This window comes from Ruegeria sp. HKCCD3925 (assembly GCF_057221175.1).
The window spans coordinates 440,534-461,797 of record NZ_JBWVBI010000001.1 but is presented as its reverse complement, the minus strand read 5'-3'; the positions used below and the strand labels follow the sequence as shown (position 1 = coordinate 461,797).

The following is a 21,264-nucleotide window of genomic DNA, read 5'->3' as shown; positions in this document are numbered from 1 at the left end:
GGCGCGACATTATGTGCGGTGATCCGAGGCGAATGTGAATGGCACTTGCACCGGTGCCGCAGTATAAGCAGGCCATGATTACAGAACTCGGCCATTTCGCACTTATCTTAGCCTTCCTCGTTGCCATCGTCCAAACTGTGGTGCCGTTGATCGGGGCTGCCAACCGTTGGAACGGGTGGATGGTTTTCGCTGAACCGGCCGCCATCACGCAGTTCATCTTGGCCGCCTTTTCCTTCGGTGCGCTGGTCTGGGCGTTTACCACGTCTGACTTCTCGTTGCGGATCGTGGTGGAGAATAGCCATTCGGCAAAACCGATGCTCTACAAGATTACCGGGACCTGGGGAAACCATGAAGGTTCGATGCTGTTATGGGTCCTGATTGTAGCGATATTCGGCGCGATGGCCGCCATATTCGGCGCTGGCTTGCCTCCGACCTTAAAGGCGCGGGTGCTGGCCGTTCAGGCCGCGATCGGAGTGGCTTTCTATGCCTTTATCCTCTTCACATCGAACCCGTTTGACCGACTGCCTGTTCCTCCGTTCGATGGACGGGACCTGAACCCGCTGCTGCAGGACCCCGGTTTGGCCTTCCATCCGCCATTCCTGTATCTGGGCTATGTCGGCCTCAGCATGGCGTTCAGTTTTGCCGTTGCTGCATTGATCGAGGGCCGGGTGGACGCGGCTTGGGGGCGTTGGGTACGGCCTTGGACATTGGCGGCTTGGGTCTTCCTGACGATCGGTATCGCGCTTGGATCCTGGTGGGCCTACTACGAATTGGGCTGGGGCGGGTTCTGGTTCTGGGATCCTGTTGAGAACGCCAGCTTTATGCCTTGGCTACTGGCGGCCGCTCTATTGCATTCCTCCATCGTGGTGGAAAAACGCGAGGCGTTGAAAAGCTGGACCATCTTGCTTGCGATTATCGCGTTTGGGTTTTCTCTGATCGGGACCTTTATCGTGAGATCGGGGCTGCTGACTTCGGTCCATGCTTTTGCCAATGATCCTGAGCGTGGCGTATTTATCCTGTTCATCCTGATCATCTTTACCGGCGGTGCGTTGACCCTGTTTGCTGCACGCGCGCAGGCGATGGAGGCGAAGGGTGTCTTCGGAATGGTCAGCCGCGAAAGTGCATTGGTTCTGAACAACATCTTGTTGGCAGTTAGCTGCTTTGTCGTGTTTTTTGGCACAATGTGGCCAATGGTGGCCGAGATGGCGTTCGATAGAAAACTCTCGGTGGGCGCGCCGTTCTTCAATGCGGCATTTACCCCATTCATGGTCGCCCTCGGAATCGTTCTTCCCGTCGGCGCAATGCTGCCGTGGAAGCGGGGCAAGCTAAGCCGGGCGGCATGGTCTTTGCGCTATGCATTTGTACTGGCGGTCACGATCGCGATACTGGTCTGGGTGATGCAGACCGGACGCAGCGCATTGGGACCCGTAGGTTTGTTCCTGGGGGCGTGGATCACCTTCGGCGCCATCGTCGATCTTTGGAGCCGCACTGGCCGCAAAGGCAGTTTTGGACGCCTGTTTCGACTGCCCGGCGCAGACTGGGGTAAGGCGGTGGCCCATTGTGGTTTGGGTGTCACCATGTTTGCCATCGCAGGCCTAACCGCTTGGGAAGTCGAGGATATTCGTGTCGCTCAACCGGGTCAGCCTTTTGAAGTGGGGCAGTTTACGTTGACGTTGCAAGATGTGCGTCAGGTACAGGGGCCGAACTATTTCTCAACCATGGCGGATGTGCTTGTTGAGAAGGACGGGCGCTATATCGCGACTCTTAACCCGGAAAAGCGCGACTACCCTGTGGCACGGATGCCGACAACTGAGGCTGCAATCGACTACCGCTTTCTGCGCGATCTATATGTTGTGATCGGGGATCAACAAGCTGATGGCGGCTGGGTGATGCGAACCTATATCAAACCTCTGGCCAACTGGATTTGGGGCGGATGTATCCTCATGGCTCTGGGCGGTGTGCTCAGCCTGTCGGATCGCCGTTTCCGTGTTGCAGCCGGTGCACGGAAAACGCCTGCAAGCGGGGTTCCTGCCGAATGAAGCGCCTGCTTGTTGTCCTGCTGCTGATTGCATCCCCGATCATGGCTATTCAGCCGGATGAAGTGCTTGACGACCCGGCGCTCGAGACACGAGCACGGGATATCAGTACCGGTCTGCGCTGCTTGGTGTGCCGGAACGAAAGCATTGACGAAAGCAATGCCGAACTTGCGCGTGATCTGCGTATCTTGGTGCGAGAACGTCTGGTTGCGGGGGATACTGATCAAGAGGTTGTGGACTTCATCGTTGATCGCTATGGCGAATATGTGCTGCTGAAACCCACCGCGACCGGCGCCAATCTGTTGTTATGGCTGTCGGCTCCTGTCATGCTGCTGATAGCGGCCGGCATGGGGTGGAACTTTTTGCGCAAGCGTTCGCAGCATCAGGAAGTAGCGCATTCAGAAGGCCTTAGTGAGGAAGAACAAGAGCGTCTGCGCCGAATTCTGGAAGACTGACGCGCGGTTCTTCTTTTCCTTTTTCCGCATTTGCGTCAGTGTTTTGCAGAACGCTGCGCAGCTGAGGTTTTGCATGGAATACGAAGCGGTCCTTCTGGACATTACTGATAATTTGGCGGTTTTGACATTGAACCGGCCGGATAAGATGAATGCGTTGACGACGCAGATGCGGGCCGAGATCACCTACGCAATGAAAGATGCCGCGCAACACGCTCGCGCGATCGTCCTGACCGGTGCTGGACCTGCCTTTTGTTCGGGGCAAGATCTTGGCGACGCGTCGAGCACAGGAAAGATCGACCTCGAACGCGCGCTTCGGGACGAATATGAACCGATGCTTGAGGCTGTCTATGATTGCCCCGTGCCAACTATAGCGGCAGTTAACGGGCCAGCAGCGGGGGCGGGGGCTAACCTGGCACTTTGTGCCGATGTGGTGATAGCAACCGAGAGTGCCTATTTCCTGCAAGCTTTCGCTCGGATCGGTCTGCTGCCCGATGCAGGCGGCACCTGGTTCATGCCGCGTCAGATGGGGTTTGCCAAAGCGATGGGTGCAGCGCTGTTTGCAGACAAGATCAGTGCGCGCCAGGCGGATGAATGGGGATTGATCTGGGAAGCGGTTGCAGATGATGAGTTCGACGCTCATTGGCGCAAGAGAGCTGCGTATTTGGCGAATGGCCCAACCTCTGGGTTTCGCGCGATCAAAAAAGCGATCCGGGGAACTTACGATAGAACGTTACCTCAGCAACTTGCGGCCGAAGCCCACCTGCAGGGCGAATGCGGACGTACCCGAGACTTTGCCGAAGGCGTCGTAGCCTTTCTGGAAAAGCGCCCTGCGAAATTCGAAGGGCGCTGATCATTCAATCAGGCCCGACGGCGGCGACGAGTGCGCCGTTCGGGAACGGCCTCCTCCCCAGTGCCATCTGAGGCTGAGGTAAACGGACCAAGTGCCGATACGATCTGATCCAGGGTCGGGCGTTCGCCGCGCGGGCCGTTGTCTAACGCCTCGCGCATTTTGCGCAAATGCGCAGGCATGGTGCCACAGCAACCGCCAATGATCGTTGCACCTGCGTCGCGCGCCATGGCGGCGTACTGGCCCATCAGTTCAGGCGTTCCATCATAATGGATATGACCGTCCACATATTTCGGGATCCCTGCGTTGCCCTTGGAAATCAGTGGACGTTCGTTTCCTTGGGCAGCGAACCCAAGCACCGTCCGCAGTATATCCGAGGCACCAGTGCCGCAATTCGCCCCGAACGCAACCGGAGGATTGGGCAGAGTTTCCACGATCATTGCCAGATCAGAAGATGTAACACCCATCATTGTGCGGCCAGCCGTGTCAAAACTCATGGTGCCGCACCACGGCATATCTGCCAGAGCGAACGCTTCTGCCGCAGCCCGGAATTCTTCCGGCGCGCTTATGGTCTCAAGCCACAGAACATCTGCGCCTCCAGTCTTTAGCGCCGCAGCCTGTTCATGAAACATCTCGACGGCTTCGGCGTGTGAAAGACTGCCGACAGGTTCCATGATCTCGCCGGTCGGGCCAACAGAGCCGGCCACGATGATCGGGCGACCTGCCTTATCAGCGACTTCGCGACCCAGTTCAGCGCCAATACGATTCAGCTCGGCCACGCGGTTCTGGGCGTCGTGTAACTTCAAACGCGCGGCTGTTCCACCAAATGTGTTTGTCAAAAACAGATCACTGCCGGCATCGACCGAGCCCTGATACAGAGCACGAATCTTGTCAGGCGCATCGACGTTCCACAATTCCGGCGCATCGCCTGATTGCAGGCCCATGTTGAACAGGTTCGTCCCGGTTGCGCCATCCGCCAGAATGACGTCAACGGTTTCCAGAAGGTTGCTGAGCGCGTTTGTCATTGGAGTATTCCAAAATTGGGGCCACAGCCCGTCAAAATATGAGACGCCCCGTGTCTCATGACCGGGGCGTCAAATCAAATTCATAAAACTCATGAAGATCATGAGTTTTGCAGCTCAGGCATCAGGACTCGGCTTCCGCCATCACCTGCTCTTTGGCTTCGACCAGAAGTTCGACCATCTTCTCGCGGATTTTAGCCTCATCCGCGAGATCACCGAGGTAGCCTTTGACCGCCTCGACAACATCGTCTTCGCTGACATTTTGCAGGTCGGTGTGGACAAGTTCCTGCCCGTATTTACGCGCCTGTTCCACAGTCTCGCCTTTCAGCGCCGAGGCCCATACAGCCATAAATCGATTGCGGCGCATCCGGGCGATGAACTGCATCTTTTCGTCATGAGCGAATTTGTTTTCAAACGCGGCTTCACGTTCGTCGAATGTGGTCATTGGTTGGGGACCTCTTGGGTTAGATGTTCTTTTCTGATGATATGACTATACGACGCCCTGTGCGCAAGGTATTTGCGCTGCGTCAAAGCCTCTCGGGGTTGCGAACTTGCGGGAAAGCGGGGCTTGCACTATGAGGGCGCCAACGTGAAGGGACTCATTCCCTTTCCCCAGACTGGAAAGGTCGCTCATGGCGCGTCGCAAGAAGATTTACGAAGGTAAAGCCAAGATCCTGTATGAAGGTCCCGAGCCGGGCACCATCGTGCAGTACTTCAAGGATGACGCCACAGCTTTCAACGCCGAGAAGAAAGACGTGATCGATGGAAAGGGCGTTCTGAACAACCGGTTAAGCGAATTCTTCATGACCGGTCTGGCCCAGATCGGAGTTCCGACGCATTTCATTCGCCGTCTGAACATGCGAGAACAACTTGTGCGGAATTGTGAGATCATTCCACTGGAAGTGATCGTCCGCAACTATGCCGCCGGATCGATGTCCAAACGCCTCGGTATCGCCGAGGGTACTCAACTGCCGCGCCCGATTGTTGAATACTGCTACAAGGACGATGCGCTGGGTGATCCGCTGGTGACCGAAGAGCACATTGCGGCATTCGGCTGGGCGAGCCAGCAGGATATGGACGATATCCTGAGCCTTGCACTGCGCGTTAATGATTTCATGAGCGGCGTGATGCTGGCGGTTGGTATTCGTCTGGTCGATTTCAAAATCGAGATCGGGCGCGTGTTCGAAGGCGATTTCCAACGACTGATCATTGCGGACGAAATCAGCCCCGATAGCTGCCGTCTATGGGATATCGAAACCGGTCAGAAGCTGGACAAGGATGTGTTCCGCCGTGATCTGGGTAGCCTGACTGATGCATATTCTGAGGTCGCCCGCCGTCTTGGCGTTCTGCCCAAAAGCAATGTCACAAAACCAACGCTGATCAACTGATCCTGTCCTGTATCGACAGGGTTGTCCGACAAGCCCAAGCGGGGTATCCCGCGCCCAACGAAACGGATCGATGCGCGGTCCATCAGTGGAGTTCTCGAAAATGAAAGCACGTGTGCATGTGATGCTCAAGAACGGGGTTCTGGACCCGCAGGGCGAGGCTGTGCGTCACGCATTGGGTGCGATGGGCTTTGATCAGGTCGAAGGTGTCCGTCAGGGCAAGGTGATCGATCTGGAACTGGCAGACGGCGCGACCGAGGCGGACGTAACCAAGATGTGCGAAAAGCTGTTGGCCAACACGGTCATCGAACGCTTCGAGATCGAACTGCTCTGAGTTTTCCGACCTAGGAGGGTCCGCCATGCGCGCAGCCGTCATCGTTTTTCCTGGTTCCAACTGTGATCGGGACCTTGCCGTCGCCTTCGAGCAGGCCGGTTTTTCCGTCGATATGGTCTGGCATAAAGATGCCGCGCTGCCCGAGGGCATAGATATTGTCGGTGTTCCGGGTGGGTTTTCCTATGGTGACTATCTGCGCTGCGGCGCGATTGCGGCCCAATCGCCGATTTGCAAAGCGCTGGCCGCGCATACCGAGCGTGGTGGCTATGCCGTCGGTATCTGCAACGGTTTTCAGGTTCTGACCGAAACCGGAATTCTGCCTGGCGCGCTGTTGCGCAACGCCGGTCTGAAATACATCTGCAAAACGATCGGACTGAAGGTCGAAACCAGCGATAGCGCCTTTACTGAAGGGTACAATGCCGGGGATGTGATCGATATCCCGATTGCGCATCACGATGGCAATTATTTCGCAGACGATGAGACCTTGGCCGAGTTGAAGGATCAGGATCGCATTGCCTTCACATATGCCGAAAATCCCAATGGTTCGCGCGACGATATTGCAGGGATTTTATCGCACAACCGGCGCGTGTTAGGCATGATGCCCCACCCCGAGCGGGCGGCGGATTCAGGCCACGGAGGCACCGACGGGACGGCGCTCTTCCGCGCATTGGCCGGGGTGCTGACGCCCGCGTGACTTGAGGTCATCAGTCGGGACGCGTAGCGTCAGTACATGAGCGCGGAAGATCAAGCAGACAGCAAAGGGTTTCTGAACCGGTTTCGCGGCGCGCCTATGGGCTGGCGGCTGCGGCTTGCCGTGTTTTTGTTGCTGCTTGCTACCGTCGCCACAGTGTGGATCACCAACAGTCTGCTAACAAGTCGCTTCACCGAATCGACCAGAAACCGGGCCGAACTGCGGTTAGCCTTGTATTCCGGCAACCTGCTGAGTGAGTTGCGACGCAACGCCATCGTGCCGCAGTTGCTTGCCCGTGACCCCACCCTGATTTCGGCCCTGCAATCCAGCGATTACACGCTGTCGAGCCAGCGCCTGATCTCTTTCGTTGAAGAAATCGGGGCGGCCTCGCTGGTTTTGCTGGATGGGGATGGCCTGACACGTGCCGCAACCGACCGGAACCGGTTGCAGGAAAGCCACCGGAACTCGCCTTACTTCATCGATGCTATCCGGTCGAATGCCACTATATTCTCGGTCATTCCACGTGAGTCCGGCGGTTACAGCTTTGTGTACTCGCGGCGAATCGAGGCGAATGCAGAGATTCTTGGCGTGATCGTAGTCGAAGTTGATTTGCAGAAATTTGAACGCGCCTGGGCTGGTATTTCTGACGCGGTGATGGTCACAGACAGCACTGGTACGATCATCCTCTCGACCGAGCCTCAGTGGCGAGGTCTGGATGAAAGCGGTGCCATGTTGCGCCAACCCCCTCAGAACGCGATTCAGCGCGCAATCCGGGCCACAACCGATTGGAGCGCTTTGCCCCCCGATGCCTATCTTCAGGGCGAGGCTGTGATGCGGATGGAGACCCGCATTCCGTTCCGGGGCTGGCAAATGACTTCGTTCACCACCTATTCATCGATCCGCGAGCGGGTGAACAGCGTTCTGGCGCTTGAGATCATGGCATTTGCGATTCTTCTGGCGCTGACCTTCTATGCGCTCAGCCGCAGAGCAACGTTGCGCATGACCTTGTTCCAGCGCGAGTCGGCGGAGCTTCGCGCATTGAACGTAAGGCTGCAGCGGGAAATCGCTGAGCGTGAACGTGTTGAAAAGACGCTGGAAGTTGCCGAACAAACCCTTGCCCAGAGCTCAAAACTGGCAGCACTTGGAGAGATGTCTGCGGCAGTCAGTCACGAGTTAAATCAACCTCTGGCTGCGATGAAAACTTATCTGGCCGGCGCGCGTCTGCTTTTGCGTCGAAACCGACCCGAAGAGGCGTTAGCCAGCTTTGGGCGGATCGACGGATTGATTGAGCGGATGGGAGCGATCACGCGCCAGCTCAAATCCTATGCGCGCAAAGGTGCAGATGCGTTTTCGCCAGTAAATCTTGGCGAAGCGCTGGCCTCGTCCCTGTCGATGATGGAACCGCAGCTGCGTCAGCGGCATGTGAAGATAACCCAGATTTTGCCCGAAGAACCTGTTATAGTGATGGGTGATCGGATGCGGATCGAACAGGTTATGGTCAATCTCTTGCGCAATGCGCTGGATGCGACCAAGTCTGTGGATGAGCCGGATGTCGAGATCATTCTCGCTGCAGGTGAAACTGCGGTACTGACCGTGCGGGACAATGGCCACGGGATCGAGGATATCGAAAACCTGTTCGAGCCGTTTTATACAACCAAACGCCCGGGGGACGGCGTTGGTCTGGGGCTTGCCATCTCGTCCGGGATCGTGAACGACCATGGCGGACGGCTGACCGCGCGCAATGGCCAACAGGGTGGCGCGGTGTTTGAGATGCAATTGCCCATATTGGGAAGCGACGGCCTTGAGGCCGCGGAATAGAGGAAGTGACTATGGCACAGGCCATGAAAATCGCCATCGTGGATGATGAACAGGACATGCGCCAGTCGATCAGCCAGTGGCTGGCTTTGTCGGGGTACGACACCGAAACCTTTTCAAGCGCCGAGGATGCGCTCAAGGTGTTAGGGCCAGAATACCCCGGGATCGTGATTTCTGACATCAAGATGCCCGGAATGGATGGCATTCAACTGCTGAAAAAGCTGATGGGGGCCGATAGCACGCTTCCGGTGATCATGATCACGGGACATGGCGATGTGCCAATGGCCGTAGAGGCGATGCGTGTCGGGGCGTTCGATTTCCTTGAAAAGCCGTTTAACCCCGATCGCATGTCCGAACTGGCCAAACGCGCCAGCAATGCGCGTCGTCTGACGCTCGACAACCGAGCCCTGCGGCGTGAGCTGTCTGGCGGTACGCAGATCATGAACAAGCTGATCGGTGCCAGCCCCGTCATGGAGCGGTTGCGTGAAGATATTCTGGATCTGGGGCAGGCGGATGGTCATGTCCTGATCGATGGGGAAACCGGAACCGGAAAGACTTTGGTGGCGCATGCATTGCACGCGGTTGGTAGCCGGGCGGGTAAGAAATTCGTCCTGGTTTCTTGCGCAGCACTTGAGGAAGAAGCGCTGTCGAAACGCCTGTTTGGCCCGATGCTCCCCGAAGACACGCAGTTGCCCGCCATCGAAGAGGCCCGAGGCGGTACGCTGGTTCTTGAGGATGTCGAAGCCCTGAGTGATACGCTGCAGGCCCGTCTATTGAGCGTTATGAATGAGCAGGGCACCCCTGCGGAAACGCGGATCGTTGCGATTTCGAACCTGCAGGAAGCGGGCAAAACCTCAGAAGATGTATTGCGTCCCGATCTGTTCTATCGGTTGGCGGCGCTGCGCATCACCATGCCTCCGCTGCGACAGCGGGGTGAGGACATCCTGACGCTGTTCACCCGTCTGAGCGAACAGTTCGCAGAGGAATATGGCTGCGACGCGCCTCAGGTCAGTGCGCAGGAAGCGGCTCAGCTGCTTCAGGCCCCGTGGCCCGGGAATGTGAGGCAGTTGATCAACATTGCTGAGCGTGCGGTGCTGCAGTCGCGGCGCGGGTCGGGGACAATTGCTTCGCTGCTGATGTCGGATCACGAAGAGATGCAGCCAGTGATGACAACTGAAGGCAAGCCGCTGAAGGAATATGTTGAAGCCTTCGAGCGGATGCTGATCGACAATACGATGCGCCGTCACAAGGGATCGATCGCCTCGGTGATGGAAGAACTCTGCCTGCCACGCCGGACACTGAACGAAAAGATGGCGAAGTACGGGTTGCAGCGTTCGGATTACCTGTGAAAGCGGAGGAGGGGGCCAGCCCCCTCTTGAGCTTGCGGTTCAATTCAACCCCTGGATATTTCTGAACAGATGAAGGGACTCTTCGGCGCGTTCTTGGGTCGCGATGCAGTTTGCCCATTGTCTTTTCCACAGGACTGCTTTTATTGTGATCGAACGGGCCGGGTATTTTGTGCCTGCAAGCCCCGTGTTTTGAGTTTCGCTGCTGAGCTGATGGTGAGGATAGATCCCGCGCGGCGCGGCAGACCGATTATGCCCCGATGGGGCAGATGAACGCCTGAACCCGTCTATGCGGGTGAAAGGAATAAATGGGCGGGCCGCATTTAGACGCGCCTGTCGGAGAAGAACCGCGATGACGCGCGCGCAACGATTGAGTATACGGGCAGGGGGCCAAAGCGCCAGACCCTGCCGCGCGCCGTCCGATATCGCCCGTACAAGACACCTCCCCAAAAGCGCCTGTCCGCCTGGACGGGTCAGGACAACGCGTTTGGCGCGGTGCACCAAGGACACATGGCTAAGAAAATGCTTATCGATGCCACCCACGCGGAGGAAACCCGCGTTGTGGTGGTCGACGGAAACAAGGTTGAGGAATTTGACTTTGAATCCGAAAACAAACGCCAGCTTGCTGGCAACATCTATCTTGCAAAAGTAACACGGGTTGAGCCGTCGCTACAGGCGGCATTTGTGGACTACGGCGGGAACCGGCACGGGTTTCTGGCGTTTTCTGAAATACATCCCGACTATTACCAGATCCCCGTCGCCGACCGTGAGGCGCTGATGGAGGAAGAGCGCGCCTATGCCGAGGCGATGAAGGCGCGGGATGAGGCCGAGGAAACAAAGCCCAAGAAGCGCCGGTCGCGTTCGCGCTCGAAGGCCGCTGACGTCAAGACGGACGATCCGGTTGAGACGCTGGAGGTTTCCTCAGAGCCGACCGGAATGGAAACCATCGATCTGGATGACGGTGAAGAGACGGAGGTGCCCGAAGGGACGTCTCCGATGGAAATCGTTGCCGAGACGCCGGTGGAAGAGCCAGAGGATGCCGCCGAGCCTGTTGCTGAAGAAGCTCCGACCGAAGAAGCTAAGTCCGAAGATGTAGATCAGCAGGCGGAAGCGCCAGAAGAGACTGCTGAGGTAGCGGAAGACGCGCCTGTCGAAGCAACTGATACCGACCAAGAAGAACCTTCGGATGAGGTCGAAGCCAAGTCTGACGAAGAAGAGGCGGAAGCTTCTGGTGACGAGCCCGAGGCGGATGGCGAGACAGAAAGCAAAAGCGCTGACGCGGCTTCGAAAGACGATACCATCGAGTCGGTCGCAGACGAAGACGATAGCGAGGATATCCGTCCTCCGCGCAAGCCACGCCCGCGCCGCTACAAGATTCAGGAAGTTATCAAGGTGCGTCAGGTCCTGCTGGTGCAGGTGGTCAAGGAAGAGCGCGGCAACAAGGGTGCGGCACTTACCACGTATCTGTCTTTGGCGGGTCGGTACTGCGTACTGATGCCCAATACCGCAAGGGGCGGCGGAATTAGCCGCAAGATCACCAATGCCGCTGACCGGAAGAAACTGAAAGACATTGCCGCTGAAATCGACGTGCCCACGGGCGCGGGTCTGATCGTTCGTACGGCGGGTGCCAAGCGGACAAAATCAGAGATCAAGCGCGACTATGAATACCTGCAACGACTGTGGGAGCAGATCCGCGAGCTGACGTTGCAATCCATTGCGCCTGCGAAAATTTATGAAGAAGGCGACCTAATCAAACGCTCGATCCGCGACTTGTATAATCGCGACATCGATGAGGTTCTGGTTGAAGGCGAGGGCGGGTATCGCATCGCCAAAGACTTCATGAAGATGATCATGCCGTCGCACGCCAAGAACGTGAAGCGATACGAAGACGCGCTGCCGCTATTCGCGCGATATCAGGTGGAAAGCTATCTGGCCGGGATGTTCAACCCGACGGTTCAGCTGAAATCCGGTGGCTATATCGTGATCGGGGTGACCGAAGCGCTGGTGGCGATCGATGTGAACTCGGGTCGGGCGACCAAAGAAGGTTCGATCGAGGAAACCGCGTTGAAGACCAATCTGGAGGCCGCCGAAGAAGTGGCGCGCCAATTGCGTCTGCGCGATCTGGCCGGTCTGATCGTGATCGATTTCATCGATATGGACGAGCGCAAAAATAACTCGGCCGTTGAGAAACGACTGAAAGACAAGCTGAAAACGGATCGTGCCCGTATTCAGGTGGGCCGGATTTCGGGCTTTGGACTGCTCGAAATGAGCCGTCAGCGTCTGCGTCCTGGAATGCTTGAGGCGACGACCCAGCCATGCCCGTCTTGCCATGGTACCGGCCTGATCCGGTCGGACGACAATATGGCACTGTCAATCCTTCGCCAGATTGAAGAGGAAGGCACTCGCCGCCGTTCGCGTGAGGTATTGGTGCGTTGCCCGGTTAGCATCGCCAACTTCCTGATGAACCAGAAACGCGAACACATCGCGCAGATCGAAGCGCGGTATGGTTTGTCGGTTCGGATCGAAGGGGACGTTCATTTGGTCAGCCCCGACTTCTCGATGGAGAAGTTCAAGACCGCTAGCCGCGTTGTTCCTGAAGCAACTGCGCCGGTGGTTTCGGTTGATGCGTCGCTGATGGATATGGTCGACGCCACGGATGAGGACGAAACCGAAGAAGAAACTGCGGTTCAGAGCGAGGAAGAGACCAAGCCCAAGCGTAAACGGCGTCGGCGCCGGCGCAAGAAGAGTTCGGGCAATGGTGACGCGCCGGATGGCAATGCGGACGAGTCTGACGCAGACAGTGTAACCGACTCGAGCAACGAAGCTGAGAGCGTCGATACCAAGCAGACCGAGGCTGAGCCTGTTGCTGAGGAAGATGCTGAGAAAGCGGCCAAACCGAAAAAGCGCCGGGCACCGCGCCGACGCAAAAAGGATACTGAGGCCACAGTCGAAGCAAGTGAGACGCAGACCGAAGCGGATAATGCGAACTCCGATCCGCAGAAAGAGCCGGTCAATGCTGAGGCCGCCGAGGCTGAACAGCAAGAGCCAGCCGATGAGTCTGAAAGCATCGAACCAGCCGCTGAGCCCGATAGTGCTGATGCACCATCAGAACTTGAGATCGCCGAAGCAACGTCGGCTTCTGAAGTCGCTGAAGAAGTGCCAGAGGAACCTGCTGAAGCGCCTGAACTGGTTGCCGAAGAAGCCGAAGAATCGACCGTGGCAGCAGAACCCGAAGTCATTGAGGCTGCCACCCCAGAGCCGGTCTTGGAGGCAGTGGCAGACGAACCCGAACCCGCGCCGGCCAAGCCAAAGCGCCGAGGGTGGTGGTCATTGGGACAGTAAGAAAAAGGCGGGCCAACTGGCCCGCCTTTTTCATTAGGGTGCGTTCCAAAGAATCCTCAGGCCGATTTTTGGATCACATATATCTGATGACCATCCACTGTGTCTTGCGAGACAAGTGTATGGCCAGATTCGGTACAGAAATGCGGTACGTCGATAATCGCGGCAGGATCATCGGCCAGCACGCGCAGCATACCCCCCGCAGGCAAGGATTTCAGGCGCTTCCGAGCCTTCAAAACAGGCAAGGGGCACAACAATCCCAACGCATCCAGTGTTTCAATCTCATTGGTCATGGGGCTGAGATATTTCTAACGAGCCATACTGTCCAGCGCGCAACCACGAGGATGTGACCGAATGGCCTCGTGACGAAACCCGCGCGATAACTTATGTGCTGAGTCATGTTCGGAATTGAGATCATAGACGCGGGCCTTCTGCCTGCCATGTTTATCGCCATGCTGGGCGGGTTGATAAGTTTTCTGTCTCCCTGCGTGCTGCCGATTGTGCCACCGTACCTCGCGTATATGAGCGGTGTGACTATCAACGAGATGCAGGATGAGGCGCGCGCGCGGCGCAAGGCGACCCTGGCGGCACTGTTTTTTGTTTTGGGTCTATCGACAGTGTTCCTGCTGCTGGGCTTCACAGCCTCGGTCTTTGGGGCGTTTGTACTTCAGAATCAGGTGCTTTTCGCCAAACTCTCGGGTGCTGTCGTCATTGTCTTTGGCCTGCACTTTCTGAACGTGTTCCGTATTCCTTTGTTGGATCGTGAGGCACGCGTTGATACGGGTGACTCCAGCGGATCTGTGTTCGGGGCATATATTCTGGGACTGGCCTTCGCCTTCGGTTGGACGCCGTGCATCGGCCCACAATTAGGTGCAATCTTGTCGCTGGCCGCCTCCGAAGCATCAGTCACGCGTGGCACCGTATTACTTGGCGTATATGCGGCAGGCCTGGGCATTCCATTCTTGCTGGCTGCGATGTTCCTGAACCGCTCGATGGCGGTTATGAACCGCATCAAACCGCATATGGGCACAATCGAGAAGGTGATGGGCGGGCTGCTGCTGTTTGTTGGCATCATGCTTGTCACCGGTTTGTTCACCGAATTCAGCTGGTGGCTGCTGGAAACATTCCCGGCATTGGCAAACCTCGGTTAACCCTCTGGCTTTAAACGCGGATGGATAGACGCCAGGTCTTACCTTGGCGTCAACGCTGCGCTAATCTTTGGCGCAGAGGGCCGGGTAATGAGCAGTCAGCAATCCAAACCGCAGGTGCGCAAACGCCGGGTGTTTTACATTCCCGGCTACGACCCGATTCATCCGCGCCGATATCGAGAGCTCTACCGCAAAGAGGGGCGCGCCCAGGCTGAGATATCGGGATACCAGATCGATATTAGAGCTAGGACGGGCGAAGGTCCCTACGGCTGGCAGGTGACTTCTCAGCAGGACGGCAGTCCTGTTGATGCAGATGTTCAGGTTCTGGTCTGGTCGGATATCGTGCGTGACAGCATGGCTCAATCGATACCGGCAACCTATCTGCAACTGGCGAGAACCGCCTGGATATATATCTCGACCGGTACGCTTTGGCGGCTGATGCAGCTGCGCAAGGGGCCCGTAATTGCGGCGCTATACCCGGTTGCAATGCTGCTGCTGCAGCTTTTGGCATCGTTGTTGATTGCTTGGGGTTTAGTCGCTGTATTGAAACCACTCGTTGGGTGGTGGTCTTTGGTACCTGCTGCCGGGGTAATCTATGCTCTGATGCAATGGTTCCGAAAGATCGATAATCGTCTGTTCGCTTATTACCTTATGCATGACTATGCCCACTCGGCGAAGCTATACGGTGCGTATTCGCAAGATCTGCAATCGAGGCTGCGGGAGTTTTCTGACCTGATCACCGAGACGCTGGACACAGACACCGATGAGGTGCTGGTCGTAGGTCACAGCTCTGGCGCCCATCTTGGTGTGTCAGTGTTGGCAGATGTTTTACGACGACGGGGCGGTGTACTGGATAAGCCAGTCGTATCCTTTCTGACCTTGGGACAGGTGGTGCCAATGGTTTCGTTTCTACCGCAGGCACACACGCTTCGCGCTGATCTTAAATATCTATCCGAACGCGCGGATATGACTTGGATCGATGTCTCTGCACCGGGGGATGGCTGCGCGTTTGCGTTGTGCGATCCGGTCGCGGTCAGCGGCGTCGCTGGCCCCAAAAAATGCGGGCCGCTGGTTCTTTCTGCGGCCTTCACCCAAACACTGTCCCCCGCGCGATGGCAGCAATTGCGTTGGCGCTTTTTTCGCCTGCACTTTCAATATCTTTGTGCGTTCGATCAACCTGGACTTTATGACTATTTCCGCATCACCGCAGGTCCTGAAACATTGAACCAGCGGTTTGAAGGGCGCGCGCCATCTCGGTCGCGCATTGAACGGGCGGTTTCGAAATACATTGCGGTGGAAGCATGACGCCCCCAAAGCCCGAAGCACGACCGGATAAAGTCTCGCTGTGGCGGTATCTACGTCTGTTTCGGCAAGACTTGCTGTCTGCTCAGCCCCAGCGTCTATATCGAGCATGGATGGCTGAATTCCGAACGCCGTTCTTTCGCTCGTATATGGTCAACCAACCCGATCTGATCCGCGCAGTTCTGAAAGAGCGCCCGGATGCGTTTCCAAAATCAAATCGCATCAGCGAAGGCTTACGCCCCTTATTGGGCCGGTCCGTGTTCCTGACCAATGGCGAAGTCTGGAAACGGCAGCGCAGGATCATTGATCCCGCCTTTGAAGGCGGACGTTTGAAAGATACGTTTCCCGCAATGTTAAATGCGGCGCAGGCTTGTGCGGATCGGCTTTCTGGCAGGGTTGGGCAGAAGGTGGAATGTGAAGAAATCACAAGCCATGTCGCGGCGGATGTGATTTTCCGTACCCTGTTTTCGGTTCCTATCGAACATGAGGTTGCCGCGCAGGTCTTCGATAAATTCAGAATCTATCAACGCGAACAGCCCTTGCTGAACCTGGCCGCCTTCTTGCCCGTTCCAAGCTGGATGCCCCGTTTTCATTCTCGCAAAACCCGCCAAACGGCCCGCGAGATCCGGGATCTGATCAGCCGATTGACGGATGAACGCGCCAAGGCGATAGCAAACGGGTCAGCCCCCGATGATCTGGCCACCAAGATCATGACGACAACAGACCCGGAAACCGGAGACCGGTTCGATGCGCAGGAAATGGTTGATCAGGTCGCCATCTTCTTTTTGGCGGGGCACGAGACCAGCGCATCGGCACTGGCCTGGACGCTCTACCTGATGGCGATGCATCCGGACTGGCAGGAAAAGCTGGCTGAGGAAGCGAAAGCTCTGGACATGCCCAAGTTTTCTACCATGTCCCAACTGAAACTCAGCCGCGATGTGTTTCGTGAAGCTTTGCGCCTGTATCCACCAGTTCCAATGATGGTGCGCGAGGCGACATGTCCTGAACGCTTCCGTGATCGGGATATTTCGCAGGGTTCTCAGATCGTTGTAAGCCCCTGGCACTTACATCGGCACGAAAGGCTTTGGGACCGGCCGGACGATTTCGACCCCACGCGATGGACGACGGAAAACGGAAAGAAATGCCAGCGCGAGGCCTATATTCCCTTTTCGGCTGGCCCCCGGGTCTGCACGGGCGCAGGGTTCGCGATGGTAGAAGGTCCTTTGATCTTATCGATGCTCTTGCGTCGTTACCGATTCGAAACAATACCAGACGAAACGCCGGTACCGGTCGCGCATTTGACCGTCAGATCGAAAGACGGAATTTGGTTGCGCTTGGTTGAGCGCTAACAAACTACCATCGCTCTTCGGCATGCTGTATGCGGATTGAAAACGCGGAATCATATTGAACGGGATTGAGTTATGTCGAAAGCAGAACAGCGCGCGCAGATGTCCGAAGGCGCAGGATTTATCGCAGCACTGGACCAAAGCGGCGGTTCAACCCCCAAAGCGCTGGCTTTGTATGGTGTTGAAGCATCGGATTACGGATCAGACGAAGAGATGTTCGGCGAGATTCAGAAGATGCGCGCGCGGATCATTCTGGCTGACGATTTCACCAAGGATAAAGTGATTGGCGCGATCCTGTTCGAACGGACTTTGGGTGAAGAAATCGACGGCAAGAAGGTTGCGGATTACCTTTGGTCCGAAAAAGGCATCGTGCCGTTCCTGAAAATCGACAAAGGACTTGAGGATCAGGCCAACGGTGTTCAGATGATGAAGCCAATTCCGGGGCTGGCTGAGACGTTGGCCAAGGCGGATGGTGTTTTTGGCACCAAGGAACGCTCAGTTATCCACGAAGCAAATGCTCAGGGCATTGCCGACGTTGTCGCGCAGCAGTTCCAGGTCGCACGCGTGGTCACTGATGCGGGAATGGTCCCAATTGTCGAGCCTGAGGTAAACATCCACTCGGAAACCAAGGCCGAGGCTGAGGACATTCTGAAATCAGAAATTCTGAAGAATCTGGATCAATTGGTCGAGGGTCAGGAAGTGATGCTGAAGCTGACCATCCCCAGCCAGGCCAACCTTTATGATGAGGTGGCGGATCACCCGCGCGTCCTGCGTGTTGTGGCGCTGTCCGGCGGATACTCGACCGAGCAGGCCTGCGACCTGCTTGGCCAAAACAGCAAGATGATCGCCTCGTTTTCGCGCGCACTGACCGAAGGGCTGTCCAAACAGCAATCTGACGCAGAATTCAACGCAGCGCTCGGCGGGAATATCGACAATATCTTCCGCGCCTCGATCTGATCGTGGGGTAATCTATTCGGGCTTGATGAAATCGCGGCGCATCTGCGCCGCTTTTTCGCGCATGACACATCCGTTGGCGTGATCATTGATCAACCCCATGGCCTGCATAAAGGCAAAGATCGTGGTGGGGCCTACGAATTTCCAACCGCGTTTTTTCAGATCTTTCGACATCGCAATGGATTCTGCCGACGTGGAAGCGCTTTGCGGGGCGGGTGGCGCCGTAGGCTCGTACCTCCAGACATAAGCGGCCAATGATCCTTCGGAAGCGATTAGGTCCTGCACGCGGCAGGCATTGTTGATAACGGCTTCAATCTTACCGCGGTGTCGCACGATGCCTTTGTCGTCCAGAAGTCGATTGATATCTGCGTCAGAAAACCCTGCTATCTTATTGAAATCAAATTTACAAAACGCTGCTCTGAAATTCTCGCGTTTTGACAGAATAGTGCGCCAACTCAGGCCCGACTGAAAGCTCTCGAGGCAAAGTTTCTCAAACAATCGTCTGTCATCGGAAACCGGATATCCCCATTCGTTATCATGATAGTCAAAGAATTCGGGCGCGGCGTTGCACCACGAACACCGAGGTTTTCCATCTGGGCCCGTTGCCAAATCGTTCATGAATGTACCCTTTTTGTTCTCCGCGAGGATAAGCGACGCGATTGTTTGAAATCAAGTACTCAATCGGTTTGACGATACCAATTCAGAATGAAGACACGAATGGCCGAAGCCAGTCCGGTTTCCGGGTCGCGCTCTGCATCAATATTTGCCGCCAGGACATTGATTGGGATATCTTTTTCCCGCGCGATATCACGGAAGGCTTGCCAGAACTCATCCTCAAGCGAAACGGATGTTCGATGACCTTGCAAGGTCAGGGAGCGTTTGACAGGACGTCCACTCATTCGTCGACCTTGTGACCGTCAAGGTCCCGGCGCTGCCGGTCTTGCTGCAGCTTTACTACGGTCCTGTCGGCTTTGGATTGTCCGTGTTTCGCAGCGTTTGCATCCGCGCGGGCCTTTTTTTCAGCCCGCGCTTTTTCTTTTCGAAACCGGTTCAGGTTAACCGGTTTACCCATCAGTCCTTGGGTCCAATCATATGCTCGGGCCGCACAACCGCATCAAACGTCGCCTCATCCACAAAGCCCAACGCAATCGCTTCTTCCTTAAGTGTTGTGCCGTTCTTGTGCGCTGTTTTGGCGACGGTCGTGGCGTTGTCATACCCGATTGTCGGTGCCAGAGCAGTCACCAGCATCAGGGATTCCTTCATCAGCTTGTCGATGCGTGGCTCGTTGGCTTTGATGCCCAACAGCATCCGCTCGGTAAAGCTGTCGGTCGCATCGCCCAGCAGCTGGATCGACTGCAGCAGGTTATAGGACATCATCGGGTTGTAGACGTTCAGCTGGAAATGGCCCTGCGAACCTGCAAACTTCATTGCTGCGTCGTTGCCCATCACATGCGCGGCCACCTGAGTCAGCGCTTCGGCCTGTGTCGGGTTCACCTTTCCGGGCATGATGGAGGAACCGGGCTCGTTTTCGGGCAGGATAAGCTCACCCAATCCTGAGCGGGGCCCCGAACCCAACAGACGGATATCGTTGGCAATCTTGTAGCAGGAACCGGCGATCGTGGCCAACGCGCCCGACAGGAAGACCATCGCATCATGTGCGGCCAAAGCTTCGAATTTGTTCGGCGCGGTCACAAAGGGCAGGCCGGTGATATCGGCCATATTCTTGGCGACAGCCTCATCCCAGCCGCCATGCGTGTTCAAACCGGTACCCACAGCAGTACCGCCTTGAGCCAGTTCATAGATACCGGGCATTGCAGCTTCTACACGCGCAATGCCCTGACGTATTTGATGCGCATACCCGCCGAATTCCTGTTCCAACGTCAACGGCGTGGCATCCTGCGTATGGGTGCGGCCGATCTTGATGATACCGGCAAACTCTTTTGCCTTGGCTTCCAGCGCCGAGGCGAACTTCTCAAGCCCGGGCATCAACACATCGCGCACACTCATCGCTGTGGCGATGTGCATCGCGGTGGGGAAAGTATCGTTCGAGGATTGACCCATATTGCAGTGATCATTCGGGTGAACGGGATCTTTCGAGCCGATCTCGCCACCCATAATCTCAATCGCGCGGTTCGCAATGACCTCGTTCGAGTTCATGTTGGATTGCGTGCCCGAGCCGGTTTGCCATACGACCAGAGGAAAGTTGTCGTCAAACTTGCCTTCGAACACTTCACCGGCCGCTTGTATGATCGCGTCGGCGATCTTGGCGTCCAGCTTGCCGATGGCCTTGTTTTCAATTGCACAGGCCTTTTTGATCACACCCAGCGCGCGCACGATGGCGACGGGCTGCTTTTCCCAGCCGATGGGGAAGTTCATGATCGAACGCTGCGTTTGCGCGCCCCAGTACTTATCGGCAGGCACCTCAAGCGGGCCAAAGCTGTCGGATTCAGTGCGGGTTTGAGACATCGGTCGCTCCGGTCTGGTATGCAGTCGTATGCCGTTTACCCGCAGCAAGGCTGTGGCGCAATCGGCCAGTTGAGCGCACCTTAAACTTGGGCCGCGAAAAGGTATAGACGCGGCACAGCTACAAATAATTTCTGTTAGCGAAAACAGTGCCATTGTACGTCGGCGGGCTAAAGTTAAGATGGGACAATAACCCTGACGGAGGCAACCATGCGCGTGTCACTTCTCAAAAGCCCTTTGTATACACTTGCGTTATTGTTTGCCGCGAGTTTTTGGCTGGCAGTATTTGTGCAACACGCTCAGGCGACGGGAATCGAGCCGTTCGTGGGCGACTATACCGGTTCGGCCGACGTTGTTGATGCGGATGGTACGGCGACCCCTCGGGATATGAGCGTTTCGATTCAGGAAATTAAAGGGGGCTTCAACGTGAGTTGGACCACCACGACTTACAAAGCCGACGGTCGCATCAAGGATGAGAAATACTCGGTTGATTTTCAAAGCTCGGATCGGCCCGATGTTTATTCTGCGGCCATGAAGCGTAATGTGTTTGGCCACGAGGTGCCGCTTGACCCGATGAAAGGGGAACCCTTTGTTTGGGGGCGGATCGAAGGAGATACTCTGACGGTGTTTTCGTTGTTCATAGCCGAAAACGGTGGCTATGAGCTTCAGCAATTTGACCGGACACTAGCTGATGGTGGGCTCGACCTGTCATTTTCCCGGTTTCGCGATGGGGTTAAGTCGCGCTCGGTCGAGACATTCCTTCAAAAAGAATAAACCCCGC

At 56.4% G+C, this 21,264-nt stretch carries 21 protein-coding genes; 14 read left to right on the top strand and 7 right to left on the bottom strand.

The genetic code is table 11. From position 1 onward, the window contains the following. Positions 1 to 74: 74 nt before the first annotated feature. The 3 genes from AC2TEM_RS02335 to AC2TEM_RS02325 all read left to right on the top strand — a co-directional run bounded on the left by AC2TEM_RS02335 (position 75) and on the right by AC2TEM_RS02325 (position 3,341). Positions 75 to 2,039 (top strand): heme lyase CcmF/NrfE family subunit, encoded by a 1,965-nt coding sequence (locus tag AC2TEM_RS02335; RefSeq protein ID WP_170422436.1) that lies wholly within the window; start codon positions 75 to 77, stop codon positions 2,037 to 2,039. Continuing rightward, complete coding sequence (locus tag AC2TEM_RS02330) at positions 2,036 to 2,491, top strand: cytochrome c-type biogenesis protein (protein WP_170421446.1); 456 nt, start codon at positions 2,036 to 2,038, stop codon at positions 2,489 to 2,491. Before AC2TEM_RS02335 ends, AC2TEM_RS02330 begins: the two co-directional genes overlap by 4 nt. Before the next feature lie 73 nt (positions 2,492 to 2,564). Continuing rightward, complete coding sequence (locus tag AC2TEM_RS02325; protein WP_170421449.1) at positions 2,565 to 3,341, top strand: enoyl-CoA hydratase-related protein; 777 nt, start codon at positions 2,565 to 2,567, stop codon at positions 3,339 to 3,341. A gap of 8 nt (positions 3,342 to 3,349) precedes the next feature. Here the strand turns inward: AC2TEM_RS02325 and bmt are convergent, their stop codons facing one another. Both bmt and AC2TEM_RS02315 read right to left on the bottom strand, forming a co-directional pair. After that, positions 3,350 to 4,363, bottom strand: coding sequence for a betaine--homocysteine S-methyltransferase (gene bmt / locus AC2TEM_RS02320; RefSeq protein WP_170421452.1), 1,014 nt, complete (start codon positions 4,361 to 4,363; stop codon positions 3,350 to 3,352). Positions 4,364 to 4,484: 121 nt separating this feature from the next. After that, positions 4,485 to 4,805: a DUF1476 domain-containing protein gene (locus AC2TEM_RS02315; protein ID WP_170393165.1), complete on the bottom strand. Its 321-nt coding sequence runs from the start codon at positions 4,803 to 4,805 to the stop codon at positions 4,485 to 4,487. 187 nt (positions 4,806 to 4,992) lie between these two features. Here AC2TEM_RS02315 and purC point away from each other — a divergent pair, with 187 nt between their 5' ends. From purC to AC2TEM_RS02285, 6 genes are all read left to right on the top strand, one after another. Next, positions 4,993 to 5,748 (top strand): phosphoribosylaminoimidazolesuccinocarboxamide synthase, encoded by a 756-nt coding sequence (purC, locus tag AC2TEM_RS02310; protein ID WP_170393164.1) that lies wholly within the window; start codon positions 4,993 to 4,995, stop codon positions 5,746 to 5,748. Positions 5,749 to 5,848: 100 nt separating this feature from the next. Beyond that, positions 5,849 to 6,079 (top strand): phosphoribosylformylglycinamidine synthase subunit PurS, encoded by a 231-nt coding sequence (purS, locus tag AC2TEM_RS02305; protein ID WP_010439914.1) that lies wholly within the window; start codon positions 5,849 to 5,851, stop codon positions 6,077 to 6,079. Positions 6,080 to 6,104: 25 nt separating this feature from the next. Further along, positions 6,105 to 6,773, top strand: coding sequence for a phosphoribosylformylglycinamidine synthase subunit PurQ (gene purQ / locus AC2TEM_RS02300; protein ID WP_170393163.1), 669 nt, complete (start codon positions 6,105 to 6,107; stop codon positions 6,771 to 6,773). Between the two features lie 36 nt (positions 6,774 to 6,809). Continuing rightward, the gene (locus tag AC2TEM_RS02295; protein ID WP_370644429.1) at positions 6,810 to 8,588 is read left to right on the top strand and encodes a sensor histidine kinase; all 1,779 of its coding nucleotides are present in this window, start codon (positions 6,810 to 6,812) and stop codon (positions 8,586 to 8,588) included. Between the two features lie 11 nt (positions 8,589 to 8,599). Continuing rightward, entirely contained in the window at positions 8,600 to 9,934 is a 1,335-nt protein-coding gene (locus AC2TEM_RS02290; RefSeq protein WP_170393162.1) for a sigma-54-dependent transcriptional regulator, read from the top strand. A 507-nt stretch (positions 9,935 to 10,441) separates the two neighbouring features. Beyond that, entirely contained in the window at positions 10,442 to 13,273 is a 2,832-nt protein-coding gene (locus tag AC2TEM_RS02285) for an Rne/Rng family ribonuclease (protein WP_170421455.1), read from the top strand. Between the two features lie 56 nt (positions 13,274 to 13,329). Here the strand turns inward: AC2TEM_RS02285 and AC2TEM_RS02280 are convergent, their stop codons facing one another. After that, positions 13,330 to 13,563 carry a sulfurtransferase TusA family protein gene (locus tag AC2TEM_RS02280; RefSeq protein ID WP_170393161.1) on the bottom strand — a complete coding sequence of 78 codons (234 nt, stop codon included), beginning with the start codon at positions 13,561 to 13,563 and terminating at the stop codon, positions 13,330 to 13,332. 105 nt (positions 13,564 to 13,668) lie between these two features. On the opposite strand from AC2TEM_RS02280, the gene AC2TEM_RS02275 reads away from it, so the two are divergent. The 4 genes from AC2TEM_RS02275 to AC2TEM_RS02260 all read left to right on the top strand — a co-directional run bounded on the left by AC2TEM_RS02275 (position 13,669) and on the right by AC2TEM_RS02260 (position 18,023). Continuing rightward, positions 13,669 to 14,421 carry a cytochrome c biogenesis CcdA family protein gene (locus tag AC2TEM_RS02275; RefSeq protein ID WP_170393160.1) on the top strand — a complete coding sequence of 251 codons (753 nt, stop codon included), beginning with the start codon at positions 13,669 to 13,671 and terminating at the stop codon, positions 14,419 to 14,421. Positions 14,422 to 14,508: 87 nt separating this feature from the next. Then, positions 14,509 to 15,723, top strand: coding sequence for a hypothetical protein (locus AC2TEM_RS02270; protein WP_170421458.1), 1,215 nt, complete (start codon positions 14,509 to 14,511; stop codon positions 15,721 to 15,723). Then, the gene (locus tag AC2TEM_RS02265; RefSeq protein ID WP_170421461.1) at positions 15,720 to 17,069 is read left to right on the top strand and encodes a cytochrome P450; all 1,350 of its coding nucleotides are present in this window, start codon (positions 15,720 to 15,722) and stop codon (positions 17,067 to 17,069) included. Before AC2TEM_RS02270 ends, AC2TEM_RS02265 begins: the two co-directional genes overlap by 4 nt. Positions 17,070 to 17,141: 72 nt before the next feature. Next, positions 17,142 to 18,023, top strand: coding sequence for a fructose bisphosphate aldolase (locus AC2TEM_RS02260; RefSeq protein ID WP_170393157.1), 882 nt, complete (start codon positions 17,142 to 17,144; stop codon positions 18,021 to 18,023). Positions 18,024 to 18,035: 12 nt separating this feature from the next. On the opposite strand, the gene AC2TEM_RS02255 is transcribed toward AC2TEM_RS02260, so the two are convergent. The 4 genes from AC2TEM_RS02255 to fumC are packed head-to-tail and all read right to left on the bottom strand — an operon-like array spanning position 18,036 to position 20,486. Beyond that, positions 18,036 to 18,638, bottom strand: coding sequence for a DNA-3-methyladenine glycosylase I (locus AC2TEM_RS02255; protein WP_170421464.1), 603 nt, complete (start codon positions 18,636 to 18,638; stop codon positions 18,036 to 18,038). A gap of 59 nt (positions 18,639 to 18,697) precedes the next feature. After that, positions 18,698 to 18,919: a ribbon-helix-helix domain-containing protein gene (locus AC2TEM_RS02250; protein WP_170393155.1), complete on the bottom strand. Its 222-nt coding sequence runs from the start codon at positions 18,917 to 18,919 to the stop codon at positions 18,698 to 18,700. Then, positions 18,916 to 19,092, bottom strand: coding sequence for a DUF4169 family protein (locus AC2TEM_RS02245; RefSeq protein WP_170393154.1), 177 nt, complete (start codon positions 19,090 to 19,092; stop codon positions 18,916 to 18,918). The genes AC2TEM_RS02250 and AC2TEM_RS02245 overlap by 4 nt, the downstream gene beginning before the upstream one ends. Beyond that, entirely contained in the window at positions 19,092 to 20,486 is a 1,395-nt protein-coding gene (gene fumC / locus AC2TEM_RS02240) for a class II fumarate hydratase (RefSeq protein WP_170421467.1), read from the bottom strand. Before fumC ends, AC2TEM_RS02245 begins: the two co-directional genes overlap by 1 nt. 207 nt (positions 20,487 to 20,693) lie before the next feature. On the opposite strand from fumC, the gene AC2TEM_RS02235 reads away from it, so the two are divergent. Further along, on the top strand, positions 20,694 to 21,257 hold the full coding sequence (locus AC2TEM_RS02235; RefSeq protein WP_170421470.1) for a hypothetical protein: 564 nt from the start codon (positions 20,694 to 20,696) through the stop codon (positions 21,255 to 21,257). The last annotated feature ends 7 nt before the right edge of the window (positions 21,258 to 21,264 follow it).